15 protein-coding genes are annotated in these 17,079 nt (G+C 63.1%); 2 read left to right on the forward strand and 13 right to left on the reverse strand.

Going from position 1 to position 17,079, the window contains the following annotated elements; translation table 11 throughout:
- Positions 1-30 precede the first annotated feature (30 nt).
- The 6 genes from ACSQ3I_RS25545 to ACSQ3I_RS25570 form a co-directional block, all read right to left on the reverse strand.
- On the reverse strand, positions 31-1,620 hold the full coding sequence (locus ACSQ3I_RS25545; RefSeq protein WP_436003604.1) for an ABC transporter substrate-binding protein: 1,590 nt from the start codon (positions 1,618-1,620) through the stop codon (positions 31-33).
- Positions 1,621-1,765: 145 nt separating this feature from the next.
- Positions 1,766-2,548, reverse strand: a complete 783-nt coding sequence (locus tag ACSQ3I_RS25550; RefSeq protein ID WP_436003606.1) for a carnitinyl-CoA dehydratase — start codon at positions 2,546-2,548, stop codon at positions 1,766-1,768.
- Complete coding sequence (locus ACSQ3I_RS25555) at positions 2,545-4,623, reverse strand: acetate--CoA ligase family protein (RefSeq protein WP_436003608.1); 2,079 nt, start codon at positions 4,621-4,623, stop codon at positions 2,545-2,547. Before ACSQ3I_RS25555 ends, ACSQ3I_RS25550 begins: the two co-directional genes overlap by 4 nt.
- Before the next feature lie 3 nt (positions 4,624-4,626).
- Entirely contained in the window at positions 4,627-5,787 is a 1,161-nt protein-coding gene (locus tag ACSQ3I_RS25560) for an acyl-CoA dehydrogenase family protein (RefSeq protein WP_436003610.1), read from the reverse strand.
- Positions 5,788-5,989: 202 nt separating this feature from the next.
- Positions 5,990-7,480 carry a carnitine 3-dehydrogenase gene (locus ACSQ3I_RS25565; protein ID WP_436003612.1) on the reverse strand — a complete coding sequence of 497 codons (1,491 nt, stop codon included), beginning with the start codon at positions 7,478-7,480 and terminating at the stop codon, positions 5,990-5,992.
- Positions 7,481-7,729: 249 nt separating this feature from the next.
- Entirely contained in the window at positions 7,730-8,632 is a 903-nt protein-coding gene (locus ACSQ3I_RS25570; protein WP_436003614.1) for a 3-keto-5-aminohexanoate cleavage protein, read from the reverse strand.
- 109 nt (positions 8,633-8,741) lie between these two features.
- Here ACSQ3I_RS25570 and ACSQ3I_RS25575 point away from each other — a divergent pair, with 109 nt between their 5' ends.
- Positions 8,742-9,710 (forward strand): GlxA family transcriptional regulator, encoded by a 969-nt coding sequence (locus ACSQ3I_RS25575; protein WP_436003616.1) that lies wholly within the window; start codon positions 8,742-8,744, stop codon positions 9,708-9,710.
- 281 nt (positions 9,711-9,991) lie between these two features.
- On the opposite strand, the gene ACSQ3I_RS25580 is transcribed toward ACSQ3I_RS25575, so the two are convergent.
- The 6 genes from ACSQ3I_RS25580 to ACSQ3I_RS25605 form a co-directional block, all read right to left on the reverse strand.
- Positions 9,992-10,753 (reverse strand): SDR family NAD(P)-dependent oxidoreductase, encoded by a 762-nt coding sequence (locus ACSQ3I_RS25580; protein ID WP_436003618.1) that lies wholly within the window; start codon positions 10,751-10,753, stop codon positions 9,992-9,994.
- 4 nt (positions 10,754-10,757) lie between these two features.
- Positions 10,758-11,582, reverse strand: a complete 825-nt coding sequence (locus tag ACSQ3I_RS25585; protein ID WP_436003620.1) for an ABC transporter permease — start codon at positions 11,580-11,582, stop codon at positions 10,758-10,760.
- A complete protein-coding gene (locus tag ACSQ3I_RS25590) occupies positions 11,582-12,448 on the reverse strand; it encodes an ABC transporter permease (RefSeq protein WP_436003622.1) in 867 nt (288 codons plus the stop codon). The genes ACSQ3I_RS25585 and ACSQ3I_RS25590 overlap by 1 nt, the downstream gene beginning before the upstream one ends.
- A gap of 165 nt (positions 12,449-12,613) precedes the next feature.
- Positions 12,614-13,042: a contact-dependent growth inhibition system immunity protein gene (locus ACSQ3I_RS25595; protein ID WP_436003624.1), complete on the reverse strand. Its 429-nt coding sequence runs from the start codon at positions 13,040-13,042 to the stop codon at positions 12,614-12,616.
- A 99-nt stretch (positions 13,043-13,141) separates the two neighbouring features.
- Positions 13,142-14,302, reverse strand: a complete 1,161-nt coding sequence (locus ACSQ3I_RS25600) for a polyamine ABC transporter substrate-binding protein (RefSeq protein WP_436003626.1) — start codon at positions 14,300-14,302, stop codon at positions 13,142-13,144.
- 38 nt (positions 14,303-14,340) lie between these two features.
- Positions 14,341-15,423, reverse strand: coding sequence for an ABC transporter ATP-binding protein (locus ACSQ3I_RS25605; protein WP_436003628.1), 1,083 nt, complete (start codon positions 15,421-15,423; stop codon positions 14,341-14,343).
- Between the two features lie 194 nt (positions 15,424-15,617).
- Between ACSQ3I_RS25605 and ACSQ3I_RS25610 the strand changes: the two genes are divergently transcribed.
- Complete coding sequence (locus ACSQ3I_RS25610; RefSeq protein WP_436003630.1) at positions 15,618-16,427, forward strand: LuxR C-terminal-related transcriptional regulator; 810 nt, start codon at positions 15,618-15,620, stop codon at positions 16,425-16,427.
- 58 nt (positions 16,428-16,485) lie between these two features.
- Here the strand turns inward: ACSQ3I_RS25610 and ACSQ3I_RS25615 are convergent, their stop codons facing one another.
- Positions 16,486-16,962, reverse strand: coding sequence for a 6,7-dimethyl-8-ribityllumazine synthase (locus ACSQ3I_RS25615; protein ID WP_436003632.1), 477 nt, complete (start codon positions 16,960-16,962; stop codon positions 16,486-16,488).
- Positions 16,963-17,079: the final 117 nt, after the last annotated feature.

The following is a 17,079-nucleotide window of genomic DNA, read 5'->3' on the forward strand; positions in this document are numbered from 1 at the left end:
TGTTGCGGGCCCTGGCAGCCCGCTTTCAGATCAGCTTTCCAGCCAGACGCGGCTGGCGACGAAGCCGTTCGACATGTCGTTGCCGATGTCGTGGACGTAACCCTTCACCTGCTTGGTGGAGGCGTTCACGAAGTCGTTGAACATCGGCAGGATCAGGCCACCTTCGTCACGCACCAGCGTTGCCATGGTGCGGTACATGTCCTTGCGCTTGCCTTCGTCCAGTTCGGCGCGGGCTTCGAGCAGGATCTTGTCGAAGTCGGGGCGCAGGAACTTGGTGTCGTTCCAGTCCGCCGTCGAGAGATAGGCGGTGGAATACATCTGGTCCTGCGTCGGGCGGCCGCCCCAGTAGGAGGTGGAGAAGGGCTGGACGTTCCAGACGTTCGACCAGTAGCCGTCGCCCGGCTCGCGCTTGACCTCGATGTTGATGCCGGCCTTCTTGGCGCTGTCCTGATAGAGGACGGCGGCATCGACGGCGCCCGGGAAGGCGACTTCCGAGGTGCGCAGCAGGACCGGGCCGCTGTGGCCGGACTTCTTGTAGTGGAAGGATGCCTTGTCCGGATCGTAGGCGCGCTGTTCCATGCCTTCCGGGAAGAGGGCATAGGTCTCGTTGATCGGGAAGTCGTTGCCGACCTTGCCGTAGCCGCCGAGGATCTTCTGCACCATGGTTTCGCGGTCCATGGCGTATTTCAGGGCGAGACGCAGGTCGTTGTTGTCGAACGGCGCCGTGTTGCAATGCATGATGAAGACATAGTGGCCGCGGCCGGACGTGTTGAGGATCTCGACGTTCGGGGCGCGCTTCAACAGGCTGACGGTCTTCGGGTCGACGCGGTTGATGTAGTGTACCTGGCCGGAAGACAGCGCAGCGATACGGGCGGTAGCGTCGTTCATGACGATCAGTTCGACCGAATCGACATAACCGCGGTCGGTGCGCCAGTCGTTCGGGTTCTTCTCGAAGGTGGCGCGCACGCCGGCTTCGAAGTTCACCAGCTTGTAGGGGCCGGTGCCGATGCCTGCCGTCGGGTTGTCGGTACCGCCGTTCGGCTGGATCAGCAGGTGGTAGTCGGAGAGCAGCAGCGGCAGGTCGGCATTGCCTTCGCCGAGCGTGACGACGAGGTTGTCGCCGTCGACCTTGAATTCCTTGATCGACTTCATCACGCCGAGCGCGCCGGATTCCGACTTTTCGTCGGTGTGGCGCTGCATGGTTTTCAGGACGTCGTCCGGGGTCAGTTCCTTGCCGTCGTGGAACTGCACGCCCTTGCGGATCTTGAAGCTCCAGACCTTGGCATCTGCAGAGGGTTCCCAGGATTCGGCCAGACCCGGCACGGCCGCACCCGTCAGCGGATCGGACTCGACCAGAACGTCACCCCAGCAGCGGCCGACGACGAAGGGGAACTGCGAAGCGGCCTTGGCCGGATCGAGGCTGTCGGTGGATGCGCCGCCTTCGAGGCCGAGCTTCAGCGTGCCGCCCTTCTTGGGCTCCTGCGCCTCTGCGCTTGCGGCAAAGAGATGCGTCGCCGCCGTCAGCGTCAGGCCGGCAGCCATGGCGCGGCCCATGAATTCGCGGCGGTTCATGCCACCGGCGGTCACGCGACCTGCGAGATACTTGGTGAAATCGTTCATTCCCTGTTCCCTTTCTTCGTGGTGATCTGTTCTTTTTATGTTGATCGGTCACCTTCAAGCCGTTGTTCCCGAGGAATTTCCTCTTCTCTTCGGGCGACTTGCCGGTGAATAGGCCCGCAAATTTATTGCGGGGTCAAGCTTTCGTTTACTTTCCTTTCCAGATGGGATCGCGCTTTTCCGCAAAGGCGACCGCACCTTCCAGCTGGTCCTCGCTGGAATAGAGAATATCGACAGTGCGCAGTTGGCGCTGCGTTATCTTGTTCATCGCCGTCTGGAAATCCGAGCCTTCGGCGGTGCGGACCACTTCCTTGATCGCCGCATAAACCAGCGGCGGGCCGCTTTCGAGCAGGCGGGCGAGTTCCCAGGCGCGCTCCATCAGCTTGTCGGCGGGCAGGATCTCGTTGACGAAACCCCAGCGGTTGGCCTCCTGCGCATCCAGCCAGCGGCCGGTGAACAGCATGTCCATGGCGATGTGATAGGGGATGCGCTTCGGCAGCTTGATCGAGGCGGCATCCGCCACCGTGCCGGAACGGATTTCTGGCAGGGCAAAGGTCGCGTGTTCGGCAGCGAGGATCATGTCCGTGGACAGGGCGATCTCGAAACCGCCGCCGCAACAGATGCCGTTGATCGCCGCGATGATCGGCTTGTTGAGGTCGCGCAACTCCTGCATGCCGCCGAAACCGCCGACGCCGTAATCGCCGTCCGGCGCATCGCCGGCGGCCGCGGCCTTCAGGTCCCAGCCGGCGCAGAAGAATTTTTCGCCGGCGCCGGTGATGATGGCGACGCGCAGCTCGGGATCGTCGCGGAAATCGCGGAAGATCTCGCCCATCTTGCGGCTGGTCGGGAAGTCGATGGCATTGGCCTTCGGCCGGTCCATGGTGACTTCGAGAATGCCGCCGACGCGTCGGGTGCGAACGGGGTCGGTCACGATGCTTTCCTCCTTCGCCTGATCAGGGCATCCGCCGCGACCACTCCCTGGCCTTCGGGCAATACCATGATAGGATTGATATCCAGTTCTTCGATGTTTGAAGCGTTTGAAACGACATAATCTGCCGCCGATGCGACGGCAGCGACAAGAGCGTCGATATCGCCTTTCGGCTGGCCGCGATAACCGCCCAGCAGCTTGGAAATCTTCAGGCCGGCGATGGCGGAGCGGATGTTTTCCGGTGCCGTCGGGAGCGTCAGCAGCGCGGCATCTTCCAGCAATTCCACCAGAATTCCGCCGGCGCCGACGGTCAGAACCGGCCCTGCGACCGGATCGCGCATGGCGCCGATGATGATCTCCGCCACCGGCTTGCCGACCATTTTTTCGACCAGGAAACCGCTTGCGACGCCCTTCATGGCCTCGGCTGCCTGCTGGACGGCTTCGCAGGTTGCCAGGTTCAGCTTTACGGCGCCCGCCTCGGTCTTGTGAGCAACGCCGAGGCCCTTCAACGCCACGGGGAAACCGATCATTTCGGCCCCGCGCGCGGCGTCTTCGGGGGTCTCGGCGATCCAGCCCTTCGGCACCGGCATGCCGGCAGCGGCAAGCTCGCCCTTGGCATCGGCTTCCGTCAGGGTGATGCTGTCGCCATCGACCAATGCCACCTTGAGAAGCGGTTCCTGCGATGGTTTTGCCCAGGCGACGGCGATCGCCGCCGCCGTCTCGGCTGCCGCAAGCGCCTCGTCGATGCCCATGAAGGGAACCACGCCGTTTTCGACCAGTGTCGTCGCCACGTCTTCCGGCAGGTTTTCGCCCATGGAGGCGACGATGCCGGCATTGGCGCCGGTCGCCTTGTGGGCGGCGATGACGGCGTTGACGGTGGTCATCCAGTCGACCGGATCGCAGCGGTCGGCGCGGGGGAAATCAAGGATGACGAGGTTCAGCGCATAGCCGCCCTGCATCATCGTCGAGAAGGCGTGTGTCTGCTTCTCGCCGTTGCCCCAGACGAAGGTGTGGTAGTCGAGCGGATTGGAGATCGTCACCATGGCGCCGAGCGTGTCGCGCAGCGGCCGGTATTGTTCCGGCTTCAGGTCGCGGAAATCGACGTTGCGGCCAACTGCGCTGTCGGCGATCAGCGAAGCCTCGCCGCCGGAGCAGCTCATCGAGGAGATCGCGTTGCTCTCCAGCGTGCCGACGACATGCAGGAGTTTCAGCGTTTCCAGCAGTTCGGGCAGCGATTTCACCCGGCCGATGCCGAGGCGTTCCAGCACCGCACCGGAGACCGTGTCGTTGCCGGCAAGCGAGGCGGTGTGCGACACGGTTGCCTTCTGGGCGGCTTCCGACTTGCCCATCTTCAGCGCCACGACCGGCTTCTTCAGCTCGCGGGCGCGGCGGCCGAGCAGTTCCAGCGTTTCGAGATCGTCGAACCCTTCGATATGCAGCCCGACGGCGGTGACGCGCGGATCTTCCAGCGCCGCGACGGCCAGCGCCGAGAGACCGGTCTGTGCCTGGTTGCCGGCGGTCATCAGGTAGGCGAGCGGCAGGCCACGCATCTGCATCGAGATGTTGCAGGCGATGTTGGAGGACTGCGTCAGCACCGCGACGCCGCGCTCGGTGCGCACCATGCCGTGCTGGTCGGGCCACAGAAGCGCGCCGTCCAGCATGTTGATGAAGCCGTAGCAGTTGGGGCCGACGACGGCCATATCACCGGCGGCTTCCACCAGTTTCGCCTGCAGCTCGTCGCCGTCAGGCAGTTCCTTGACGGCTTCGGAAAAACCCGAGGCGTAGCAGATGGCGCCGCCGGCGCCGCGCTCGGAGAGCTGCCGCATGATCTCGATGGTCAGGCTGCGGTTGACGCCGACGAAGGCGGCATCCGGTGCTGCCGGCAGATTGGCGACGGAGCGATAGCACTTGTAACCGTGGACTTCGTCCTTGGTCGGGTGCACCGGCCAGATATCGCCCTTGTATCCCATCTTCCGGGATTGCTCGACGACGCGGCCGGCCTCCTTGCCGCCGAAGACGGCGATGGATTTCGGGCGGATCAGGCGGTCGAGGGAGCCGGGGGCAAGCTGCTTGACCATGCCTTACGCTCCGAACGGCCGCAGCAGGTCGCGGCTGATGATGTGGCGCTGGATTTCCGATGTGCCGTCCCAGATGCGCTCGACGCGGGCATCGCGCCAGAAGCGGGCAAGCGGCAGGTCGTCCATCAGGCCCATGCCGCCAAAAATCTGGATGGCTTCGTCGGTGACCTTGGCGAGCATTTCGGTGGCGAAGACCTTTGCCGAGGCGATCTCGCGGTTGGCCGGCAGGCCCTGGTCGAGGCGCCAGGCGGCGGCGAGCGTCAGGTAGTCGGCGGCATCGATTGAGGTGATCATGTCGGCGAGCTTGAAGGAAACGCCCTGGTTGGCGCCGATCGGCTTGCCGAACTGCTTGCGCTCGGCCGCATAGGGCAGGGCGATGTCGAAGACGCGCCGGGCGCGGCCGACCGAGGTGGCGGCGACGGTGATGCGTGTGGCGTAGAGCCAGTCGTTGGCGATGTCGAAGCCCTTGTGCAGCTCGCCGAGGATCTGCGAGGAGGGCAGGCGGCATTCGTCGAAGGTCAGGATGCAATTCTTGTAGCCGCGATGCGAGACGGAATTGTAGCCCTCGCGGATTTCGAAGCCTGGCGTACCGCGGTCGACGAGGAAGCAGGTGATGAGTTTTTTCGGGCCGCGCGCCGTCTGCTCCTCACCCGTCGCGATGAAGACGATGACGAAATCGGCGATGTTGGCATGGCTGATGAAATGTTTGGTGCCGTTGACCACCCAGTCGTCGCCGTCCTTGCGGGCAAAACACTTCATGCCGCGCACGTCGGAGCCGGCATCCGGCTCGGTCATGGCGAGTGCGTCGAACTTGTCGCCCTTGACCGCCGGCAGCAGATATTTTTCACGCTGCTCGTCGTTGCAGGCCATCAGGATGCCGGAGGGGCGGCCGAAAAACACGGTGAGACCCATGGAGCCGCGACCCAGTTCGCGCTCGACAAGGGTGAACGTCGTGTGATCGAGGCCGGCGCCGCCGACTTCCTCCGGGAAATTGCAGCCGAAGAAGCCGATGTCCTTGCATTTGCGGGCGATTTCCTGGCCGAGTTCCGGCGGCACGAAGCCGGTGCGCTCCACCTCGTCCTCATGCGGGTAGATTTCCGTCTCGACGAAATCCCGCACGGTCTTGACGATCATTTCCTGTTCGTCGGTCAATCCGAAATTCATTTTTGTTCTCCCTCGTATTCTTGTGTGGGCGTTGGCGAATGCCCCTCATCCGCCTGCGTCCTGCGGACCCTTCTCCCCGCGAGCGGGGAGAAGGGGATATGCCGCACCGTATTCCTCAAACAATAACCGTCGAGTGTGGCAAGTCCCCTCTCCCCGCGCGCGGGGAGAGGGTTAGAGCGAGGGGCAAAGCCGCAAGCGCAAACTACCGCTTCTGCCCCACCGCACGCCCGACCCCTTCGGGCTTCGGCAGGGTCGCATGCGCTTCGGTGATGGCACGCAGCTTCGACAGCACGCTTTCCGGTGCCGAAACCGCCTTGCCGGCCTTGGAGTCGACATGCAGCATCATCTGTTCGGCGGTGGCAACCGCCTCGTTCGTCGCCTTGTTGTAGATGGTCGAGAAGATATGCAGCCGCTTCTCGTCGCTCGACAGCACCTGGCAGGTGGAATAGAGCGCATCCCCCAGCTTGGCTTCGCCGAGATTGCGGATATGGGTTTCGACCGTGTAGTAGCTGTGGCCGTCGCGGACATAGTCGAGATCGACGCCGATCAGCCGCAGGATGCCGTCCGAGGTGTCGCCGAAGACCTGCAGGTAGCGATGCTCGGTCATGTGGTTGTTGTAGTCCACCCAGGCGGCGCTGACCTTGGTGTCGATGATGCGGATCGGCTGTGCTTCGCCCAGGTCCTTGTCGACCTTTTTGGCATTGGCCCAGAGATAATCCTCGAACTCGGCGAGCAGCTTGCCGGCGCCCCAGCCGCGGCCTTCGTCGCCGCCCTTCAGCGCGTGCATGATGCCGACGAGGTTCTGGTCGCGGATGCGCTCCAGCTCGCGGATGCCGCGGGCGCCGGACTGGGCGTCCGATTGGTCGGCGATCTTGTCCACCAGCTCCGGCGTCAGGTCGACGACGTCCATCAGCTTGGTCCAGGGCCAGGAGAGGCAGGGGCCAAACTGGGCGATGAAATGGCGCATGCCGGCTTCGCCGCCGGCGATGCGGTAGGTCTCGAACATGCCCATCTGCGCCCAGCGCATGCCGAACGAGTAGCGGATGACGTCATCCAGCGTTTCGGTGTCGCAGATGTCGTCCTTGATCAGCCACAGGCCTTCGCGCCAGACTGCTTCCAGCAGGCGGTCGCCAACGAAGGCTTCGATTTCCTTCTTGAGGATGACGCCCTTCATGCCGATGGTGGCGAGCTTGGCCTTGGCTTGTTCCAGCGTTTCCGGTGTCGTCTTCTGGCCGCCGACGAGCTCGGCGAGCGGCAGCAGGTAGACCGGGTTGTAGGGGTGGGCGACGAACATGCGCTCGGGATGCTTCATGTCGCGCTGCAGGTCGGTCGGCAGGATGCCCGAGGTAGACGAGCCGATCAGCGCCTTGGGGTCGGCAGCGGCATCGATCTGGGTGATGACGCCGCGCTTTAGGTCGACGCGTTCGGGCACGCTTTCCTGAATCCAGTCAGCGCCTTGCACGGCTTCCTCGATGCTCTTGACGAAGGTGAGCTTGCCCTTCGGCGGCAGCGGCGCCATGGTCATCATCGCATAGGCGCGCTCGGCATTGGCCAGCACTTCGCCGACGATGCGCTCGGCCTCCGGATGCGGGTCGAACATGGCGACGTCGATGCCGCCGAGCAGGAAGCGGGCGGCCCAGGCCCCGCCGATGACGCCACCGCCGATGCAGGCGGCCTTGTTGATCTTGGTCATGATGTTTTCCGCGCCTTTGAAATTCGAATTCGTGTTGTTGCGAAGCCCCCTCATCCGCCCTCCGGGCACCTTCTCCCCGAGGGGAGAAGGGGGAACCTGCTGCTTGCCGTCTGCACAATGCCCATAACCTGGGCGATATCCTGCGGAAGCCTACCGAAAAAGCACGGCCGTTGCGGCCCACTCCCTTCTCCCCTCGGGGAGAAGGTGCCCGAAGGGCGGATGAGGGGGCTGCCTCGGCGCTTCCGGTCGTTACCGCTTCGTCAGTTTCAGCTTCTTGCGGACCTCTTCCGGCCCGATGATTTTCGCACCCATGCCTTCAATCACCGAGACGGCCTTTTCGACCAGCTGGGCGTTGGTGGCGAGCTGGCCCTTGCCGACGTAGAGATTGTCTTCCAGGCCAACGCGGACGTTGCCGCCGGCAAGCACGGCGGCTGCCGGATAGGCGAGCGCATTGCGGCCGATGGAGAAGGCGGAGAAGGTCCAGTTGGACGGCACGTTGTTGACCATCGCCATGTAGGTGTTGAGGTCGTCCGGCGCGCCCCACGGAATACCCATGCACAGCTGGATCAGCACCGGATCCTCGATCAGGCCTTCCTCGACCAGCTGCTTGGCGAACCACAGGTGGCCGGTATCGAAGGCCTCGATCTCCGGGCGGACGCCAAGGTCGGTCATCTGCTTCGCCATGGCGCGCAGCATCGACGGCGTGTTGGTCATGACGTAGTCGCCAAGCGAAAAGTTCATCGTGCCGCAATCCAGCGTGCAGATTTCCGGCAGGCATTCGGCGACGTGGGAGACGCGTTCGGTGGCGCCGGCCATGTCGGTGCCCTTCGGGTTCAGCGGCAGCGGGTTTTCGACGTTGCCGAAAATCATGTCGCCGCCCATGCCGGCCGTGAGGTTGAGCACCACGTCGACCTCGGAATCACGGATGCGGTCGGTGACTTCCTTGTAGAGGTCGTTGCGACGGCTCGGTGCGCCGGTTTCCGGGTCGCGGACGTGACAATGGACGATGGCGGCGCCCGCCTTGGCGGCATCGATGGCCGCTGCGGCAATATCCTTCGGCGAACGCGGCACATGCGGCGATTTGCCGGCCGTGTCACCCGAGCCGGTAACGGCGCAGGTGATGAAAACTTCGCGATTCATAGCAAGCGGCATGATTTTCTCCCAGTGTTTTGCCAGACATTACGAGCCAAGTCGGCCCGGCGTGCTTTGCATTTCCGGAGCGCTGCTTTACATTATCGGAAATCCTTCCGAGACGGCCCCCATGTTCTCCCCGATCCCCGAAACGCTCGACATCGACATTCTTGTCATGCCCGACACCAATCTTATCCTCGTCGCTTCGGTGATCGAGCCGTTGCGCGTGGTCAACCGCATCGTCGGCCGTGACCTCTATCGCTGGCGAATCTTCAGTCCGGACGGGCAGACGATCGAGACGAAAAGCCGGATCCCCGTTCCCGTCGATGGCGCCTTCCGTCCCGAAAAGGAGACGGCGCCCCTCTTCGTGCTTTCCAGCCACAACTGGCGACGCAATACGACGCCGGGGCTCAAGATGGCACTCTCCAAGACGGCGCGTCACCGGATCATGGTCGCCGGCATCGAATCGGGCACCTGGCTTTTGGCCGAAACCTGCCTGCTCGATAGCGTGCGGGCGACGACGCACTGGGAGGATTTCGACGACTTTGCCAGTGCCTACCCGCAGATCGAGATGGTGCGCGAACGTTTCGTCATCGATGGCAAGCGGATCACCACCGGCGGTTCTCTGCCGACCGTCGATCTGATGCTGGAGATCATCCGGCGGCGGCAGGGCTATTCGCTGGCGCTGGAGGTGTCACGCCAGTTCATCTACGAACAGACGGACCGGCGTCACGATGATGTTTCGGCCATGCCGTCGACCGGAAGCATGCGGGTGGTGGACCAGCGCGTCGCCCAGGCGGTGAAGCTGATGGAGGAGCATATCGACGAGCCGCTTCTGCTCGCCCGCCTTGCCCGCCGCATCGGCGTCAGCGCTCGCCATTTGCAGGCGCTCTTTCAGGAAAGCATCGGCGTGCCGCCGCATGTCCATTACCTGGCGCTGCGGCTGAATGCGGCGCGTCGCAAGGTGATCGAAAGCCGGCTCCCTTTTGCCGACATCGCCCTTGCGACGGGGTTCAATTCGGCTTCGGCCTTTGCGCGCAGCTACAAGGCGCATTTCAGGGAGAGTGCATCGGAGACGCGGCGGCGGTTGCAGGGGTGATTTCTTTATCAACTACATTGAACAAAGTGACTTTTACGTGTATTCATATAGATCGTAAATCACAGGTGGAGGTTGCCATGCGTATTCCTCGATCCGAAGAATATGAGTTCCGTCTGCGTATTGCGTTGCTTTTTGTTCTGTCGATGTTGGTTGGCTTGGTATTGCTTTCAAGACGCTAGTTGTTTGTGTATGGCGCCTTTTCTGATGGAAGAGGCGTGGATTGAAACAATGTGGTTGAGACTACATACAATTTTGAGGCGAGGCGGCTTTCCGTCGCCTCGCTACACCACCGTTTCCCCGCCATCTACCACCAGCACCTGTCCCGTCATATAGGACGAGCGGTCCGACACGAGGAACAGCACGGATTCGGCGATTTCCTCGACGCTGCCCCAGCGGCCGAGGGGTACGCGATCACGAATATATGCCTCCAGCGCCTCGCGGCCGCCGAGTTGGCGGATGAAGGGGTCGTTGAAAGGCGTGTCCACCCAGCCGGGGCAGAGCGCGTTGACGCGGATGCCGAATTTTCCGTAGTCGCCGGCCATCTGCCGGGTCATGGCGATGACGGCGTGCTTGGTGGTCGTATAGGCGATCATCTCGCGGTCGTAGAGGATGCCGGAGGAGGAGGAGGTGTTGAGGATGACGCCCTTGCCGGCGGCCTTCATCGCCGGCACCACCAGCCTTGCGGCGAGGAAATGCGAGCGGACGTTCAAGTCCCAGGAGCGGTCGAAGCCGTCGAGCGACACGCTTTCGAGGTCGCCCTCCACCTGCGCGCCGGCATGGTTGTGCAGGATATCGATGCGGCTGTGGCGGGCGAGCACGGCGTTGATGCCGGCTTCGAGGGCACCGTCGTCGGTGACGTCGGCGACCAGCGTTTCGGCCTTGCCGCCCTCCGCCTCGATGACGGCAAGCGACGCGGCAGCACTTTCCGCCTGGCGGTCGACGATGACGACATGCGCGCCTTCGCGGGCGAGAATGGCGGCGGAGGCGCGGCCGATGCCGGAGCCGGCGCCGGTGACGAGGGCAACGCGGTCTTTGAGGATCATGGGGTTACTCCGTGGCGGCGGTCTTCGCCTTGCGTTCGCGCATCAGTACGCGGGCGACGACGATCATCACCAGCGAGGCGACGAGCACCAGCGTGGCGATGGCATTGATTTCCGGCGTGACGCCGCGGCGGATCGAGGCGAAGACATACATCGGCAGAGTCGTCTTCGACCCGGCGACGAAGAAGGCGACAATGAAATCGTCGAAGGAAAAGGTGAAGGCGAGCAGGAAGCCAGCGAGGATCGACGGCAGGATCTGCGGCAGGACGATCTGCCGGAAGGTGGTCAGCGGCGTGGCGTAGAGATCGCCGGAGGCCTCGACGATGTCGCGGCCGAGGCTGGCGATACGCGCCTTGACGATCATCGTCACCAGCGCCATCGAGAACAGCCCGTGGGCGGCGATGATCGAGCCGTAGCCGAGGCCGATCTTCGGTGGCTGTTCGCCCGGCCAGAGGCTCGCCAGCACCGGATTGATGAAGGCGAAGACCTCAACCAGCGCCACCAGCGTCGCAATGCCGATGACGACGCCGGGAACGACGATTGCCGCGGCGAACAGCCCGTCGAAGACGGCACGCATACGTGGCGTCAGCCGCTCCATACCGAGTGCCGCCATCGTGCCGAACACGGCGGCGAGCGTGGCGCTGGTGAAGGCGATGATCAGGCTGTTGATCAAGGCGTCGGTGAGGAAGCCGTTGGACAGCGCCTTGCCGTACCACTGCGTCGAGAAGCCGGTGAACTCGCTGGCATTGCGCCCGGCATTGAACGAGAACAGCACGACGAGGGCGATCGGCGCGTAGAGGAACAGGTAGACGGCGGAAACGAGGGCGCGCATCAGACGAGATCCACCTGGCGGGTGCCGGCAAACCGCCACGCGATGCGCATGGCGACAAGCAGCACGAGAACGACGACGGCAACCAGCGTCACGGCGATTGCCGAGCCGAACGGCCAGTTGCGCGATTGCAGGAAGAGATCGACCAGCGCGTTGCCGATGAAGAACACCTTGCCGCCGCCGAGCAACTGCGGGATCAGGTATTCGCCGAGCAGCAGGATGGTGACCAGCGCGGTGCCGGTCATGACGCCGGGCAGGGACAAGGGCAGGGTGATGCCGAAGAAGGTCGAGAGCGGCCTGGCGCCGAGATCAGCGGAGGCTTCCAGCAGGCGCAGGTCGAGCTTTTCGAGGCTGACATAAATCGGCATGATCATCAGCGGCAGGTAGCCATAGACGATGCCGAGCAGCACGGCGCCGGGCGTGTTCAGCATCCTGACGTCGCTGATGCCCACCATGTCGAGCAGGTTGGGCAGGCCGCGCGAGCCGAGAATGTACATCCACGCATAGGTGCGCACCAGAAGGCTGGTCCAGAAGGGCACGACCACCAGCGACACCAGCACCAGCCGGTATTTCGGACTGGCCTTGACGGCGAGGTAATAGGCAACGGGATAGGCGACGATCAGGCAGAAGAAGGCGCCGACCGGGGCGATCATCAGCGTGTTGCGGAAGGCGGCGGCGCGCGAGCCGAGATTGGCGAACTGCGCGAAGGTAAAGGCCGCCTGATAGCCGCCCTCAGGTGCGCGCTCGCCAAAGGCGAAGACCAGGATGGCGATAAAAGGGAGCACCAGGAACACGAACAGCCACGCCGCCGCCGGCGCGACAAGCGCCGAGGTGACGAGGTTTCGTTTCGTGGCAGGCGTCAAGGGCATCGTCCATGCTCCAGGCTGGCTTTGCAATGAAGGGGTACCGGTTTGCGGGTTCGGAACATCAGCCGGGCGATGACGTCACGGGCCATCATCTTCCAGACGCCGCCGGAAGCAGATGGGCGGTCCGTGGCGGCCGCCACGTCGCTGCGCACGACGACCCCGCCATGTTCAGGGCACGGCGGGAGGGAGACGATTGAGGAAGGCGCGGATTTTGTCTTCAAGTTCAAGTTTCTTGTATCCCTCAATGCTATCCCTCTGATGGAGGAGAACCTGTGTTGCCAGTTCCTGTAGCCTGAACAGAACCGTCGGGTGTTTCTGCCAGAACGTTTCGTCGATGCCGATGCAGGCGGAAAGCAGGTCTCCGGCATAATATTCGGTGTCCGCAAGCGGGTCTTCTTCGAGCATCGCCATGGCAAACGGCAGAACCGGTTCCAGGAAAATCTGCTGGCCGACGAGAAGGCGTATCTCTTCCGGTTCAAGCTGGTCGATCGGTTTCCGGGCAGCCTCTACGATGAGTTCCGGGTAGTAGAGCCGGTTTTCTTCGTCCGTCAGTCCATAGATCTGGTTCAGGCTTTGCTTTTGCTGTTCGTCTACCATGGTCCGCTCCTGAGGTTCACCGGCGAAACGGGCGAGGATAACATCCTATTCGACCGTTTCGCCGGTGGATTTCAGGGAAACCCGGCATCCGGGATGGCGTCAGGCCGACTTGAACCGTGCCATCAACTCGGCGCGGCCCGGATCGGTCAGCGTCACCGCCGCGCCGAATTCGAGCGGGGTCAGCGCTGCCTCATCCGGATAGACGATCTTGTTCGACGTCACCTCGGCCGGCAGCAGCGCCAGAACGCGGCTGTCTGTGGTCGGCGCGCCGTTGGCGATGTGCTCCTTCACGGCGACGGCCGGGTCCATCAGGAAGTTGAGCAGCGCATAACCGGCCGCCTTGTTCGGCGCATCCTTGGGGATGGCGTAGAAATCGGTCCAGATCTCGCCGCCGTCCTTGCCGAGAATGTAGGCGATCTCCGGCATGTCGCGGTTGAGCTGGGCACCGTCATTGGTCCAGCACATGGTGAGCCAGGCATCAGTGGCGCGCATCGAGGGCTGGTAGTCGCTGTTGATGGCATAGAGGTGCGGCTTGACCTTGATCAGCAGCTCCTCGGCCTTGGCAAGTTCTTCCGGCTTGATGGAGTTGAAGGAGTGGCCGAGCGAAACCAGCGCGTTGCCGATGGTGGTCAGCTGGTAGTCATGCACCATGGCGCGGCCGTCGGCCTCGGTCTGGGCGAGCTCGAAGAAATCCTTCCACGAGGTCATCGGCGTCTTGATCTTGCCGGTGTTCACGGCAAAGCCTGTCGTGCCCCAGTTCTTCGGCAGCGCATAGGTCTTGCCGTCGACCATGCCTTCGTTGGTGAAGCGGGTGTTCTGGGTGGACGGGCTGAAGTTCGGCGCCTTGGAAATATCGAGTTCGTCGATCAGGCCGAGCTTCACATAGGTGGAGATCGTATAATTGGTCGGCACGAACAGGTCCCAGCCCGAGGCGCCGGCCTGCAGCTTCGCCAGCATTTCTTCGTTGGAGCCGAAGACGTTGACCTCGACGGCAACGCCCGTCGCCGCCGTGAAGGCTTCGAAGGTGGCCGGGTCATGGTAGTTCGGCCAGGTGGCGATCGACATCTGCGTGCCGAGATCCTGGGCATGGGCGATGCCGCCCTGCAGGCCGGGGGCGCGGGCCATGACGGCGGCGGCCAGCCCCAGGCCGGTGACGCCGAGGAAATGGCGGCGGCTGACCGAACCGCGTTTCAGCCGCATGAATTCCTCCATGAAGCGGCTGGCGGAGATCGGCAGGTTATCCTTGTAGTCTTTGCTCATGTCGTTGTTCCCTTTTATATTTTGGCTGCTTTACGATTTCATGCTGGAAAGACGTGGGCACCCGAGGGGTCGAAGGCGAACTGGACGGCATCGCCTGGTTCGGCAAGGCCGTCCGCCAGAAGCGACTGGCGTTCCGCAGTGACGAGCAGGTCGCCGAGACCGGAAACGGCAACGGAATATTCGACGCTGGAGCCGAGAAAGATGCGGTGGGTGACGGTGCCGGCGATACCGCCCGCCGCTTCTGCAACCTTGGTGAGGCGGATCGCTTCCGGACGGACCGCAAGCGTCACGGCCGTACCGGGCGCCAGCAACGTATCGCGAACCGGCATCAGGGCGCCGGAGGAAAGGCGCACGGCATTGCCGTTTTCGAGCGTGCCGGACAACCGGTTGGTCTTGCCGACGAAATCGGCCACGAAGATGTCGGCCGGGCGGTCGTACACCTCCTGGGGGCTGGCGAATTGCACGATGCGGCCGGCACTCATGACGCAGACCTTGTCGCTCATCGACAGTGCCTCTTCCTGGTCGTGGGTGACCAGCACGAAGGTGATGCCGAGTTCGCGCTGCAGCGTCTGCAGCTCGATCTGCATGGCGGTGCGCAGCTTTTTGTCGAGCGCGGCGAGTGGCTCGTCGAGCAAGAGAACCTTTGGCTTGTTGACCAGAGCGCGGGCAAGCGCCACGCGCTGCTGCTGGCCACCGGACATCTCGTGGATGCGGCGCTTGCCGAAACCGTTGAGGCGGACCATCTCCAGCGCCGCGCCGACCCGGCGGGAAATCTCGGCTGCTTCGATCTTCGGCCGCATCTGCTTCAGGCCATAGGCGACGTTCGCCTCGACATCGAAATGCGGGAAGAGCGCATAGTGCTGAAACACCATGTTGACCGGGCGGCGATAGGGCGGAATGCCGGCCATGGCTGCGCCGCCGATCTGCACCTCGCCCTCGCTCGGCTGCTCGAAGCCGCCGATCATGCGCAGGCAGGTGGTCTTGCCGCAGCCGGACGGGCCGAGCAGGGCCACGAACGCGCCTTTCGGCACGGCGAGATTGATGTCGGTCACCGCCGTCACCGCGCCATAACGCTTGGTGACCGAACGGAATTCGATGTCGTTAACGGACGCGGATGTCACTCTCTGTTCCCTGCGGCTGGATTGGGTTTTTTGTGGCAGTCTGTCGCTGCCTTGCCACCGTCGCTTGGAAAACAAGACTAATCCCGTCTCCCCAAAGATATATACCCCGAAAGTGGTATTTTGACTGATTTCGTTCTGTGGGAGGAATATATCCCGAAAGGCGCCCAGCCATGGGTTTGCGGGAGGCGGGGAGAATGCGGCTCGATCTCAACATGTTATGCCGGGCTGCAGGCTCGCTGATCGCCGATCCGCCGGGCGACGACGCTGCCACGGGCGAACGGTTCCGCGCCCTGATGGCGGCACTGGTCGATTTCGATCATGTCGTCGTCTTCGCCAATCGCGGCGAGGAGCGGCCGATTGAACTCTTCAGCACCTTCAATCCGGAAGAGCACGTCATCTTCGTCAGCCTGTACCAGGACGGCGCCTATCTCCTCGATCCCTTCCATCACAATGCCCGTGAGAGCCTTGCGGGGGTTTTTCGCATGCGGGAACTGGCGCCTGACCGCTTCTTTGCCGGCGAATATTATCGCACCTACTATATCAAGACCGGGCTGGCCGAGGAGATCGGCTTCTTCGTGCCCGACGACGACGGCGTGACGATCGTTCTGTCGCTGATGCGCAAGGAAGCCACGGGGGTGTTTTCGGCGGCGGAGTTCGCGCTGCTGCAGCAGGCCGAACCACTGGTCAATGCCATGGTGCGGCAGTTCTGGGGGCAGACGGCGGAGCGTTTCGATGCGGCAAAAGCCGATGCGCGCCATCATGCCCGCCGGCAAGGCGGTGAGGTGCCCGACCGCATCTGGCGCAGCCTCAATCTCACCAGCCGCGAGGCGTCGATCATCGATCTGGTGCTGCAGGGGCATTCATCCGAATCGATCGGACTGAGGCTATCGATTTCGACAGGGACGGTGAAGGTTCACAGGCGCAACGTCTACCGCAAGCTCGGTATCTCGTCGCAGACGCAATTGCTGTCGCTGTATCTGGGGAATTTGAAGTCGTCGGGATAGGGACGGCCTCAGGAGGAGGGGTAAGGGCTGCCGAGCGTTCGGCAGCCCTCGAAAAACCTCAGGCGTTGACGAGGGCGATCTTGCCGCGCTCGGCGAGGATCTGCTTGGCAGCGTTGGCGGCTTCGCGACCCTTGATGACGAAGTGGTTCTTGAAGAAGCCGATATGGGCTTCCGATTCCTGGAAGTTATGCGGCGTCAGCACGGCGGAGAGCACCGGCACGCCAGTGTCGAGGCTGACGCGCATCATGGCGTCGAGCACGGTGCCGGCAACGAAATCGTGGCGGTAGATGCCGCCGTCGACGACGAAGGCGGTGCCGAGAACGGCGGAGAAGCGGCCGGTCTTGATCAGCGTCTGGGCATGCAACGGGATTTCAAGCGCGCCGGGCACATCGAAGATCTCGATGTCGCTGGCCTTGCCGCCGAGCTTTTCCCATTCGGCGACGAAGGAGTTGACGCACTGATCGACGATATCGGAATGCCAGCGGGCACGGATGACGGCGATTTTGTTTCCTAGCGGATTGACGGCGATCGTCATAAGTCTCTTGCCTTTCAAGGGTTTGCCGGCGCCGCCTTCCCTGGCGGTCCGTGCAAAGTTTGTGATTTGAACCGGATTGCCGCAGACGGCGGTCCGATCCCAAGCATCCCTTGGGCG

It is taken from the genome of Rhizobium sp. LjRoot30 (assembly GCF_964253915.1).
Lineage (GTDB): Bacteria > Pseudomonadota > Alphaproteobacteria > Rhizobiales > Rhizobiaceae > Metarhizobium.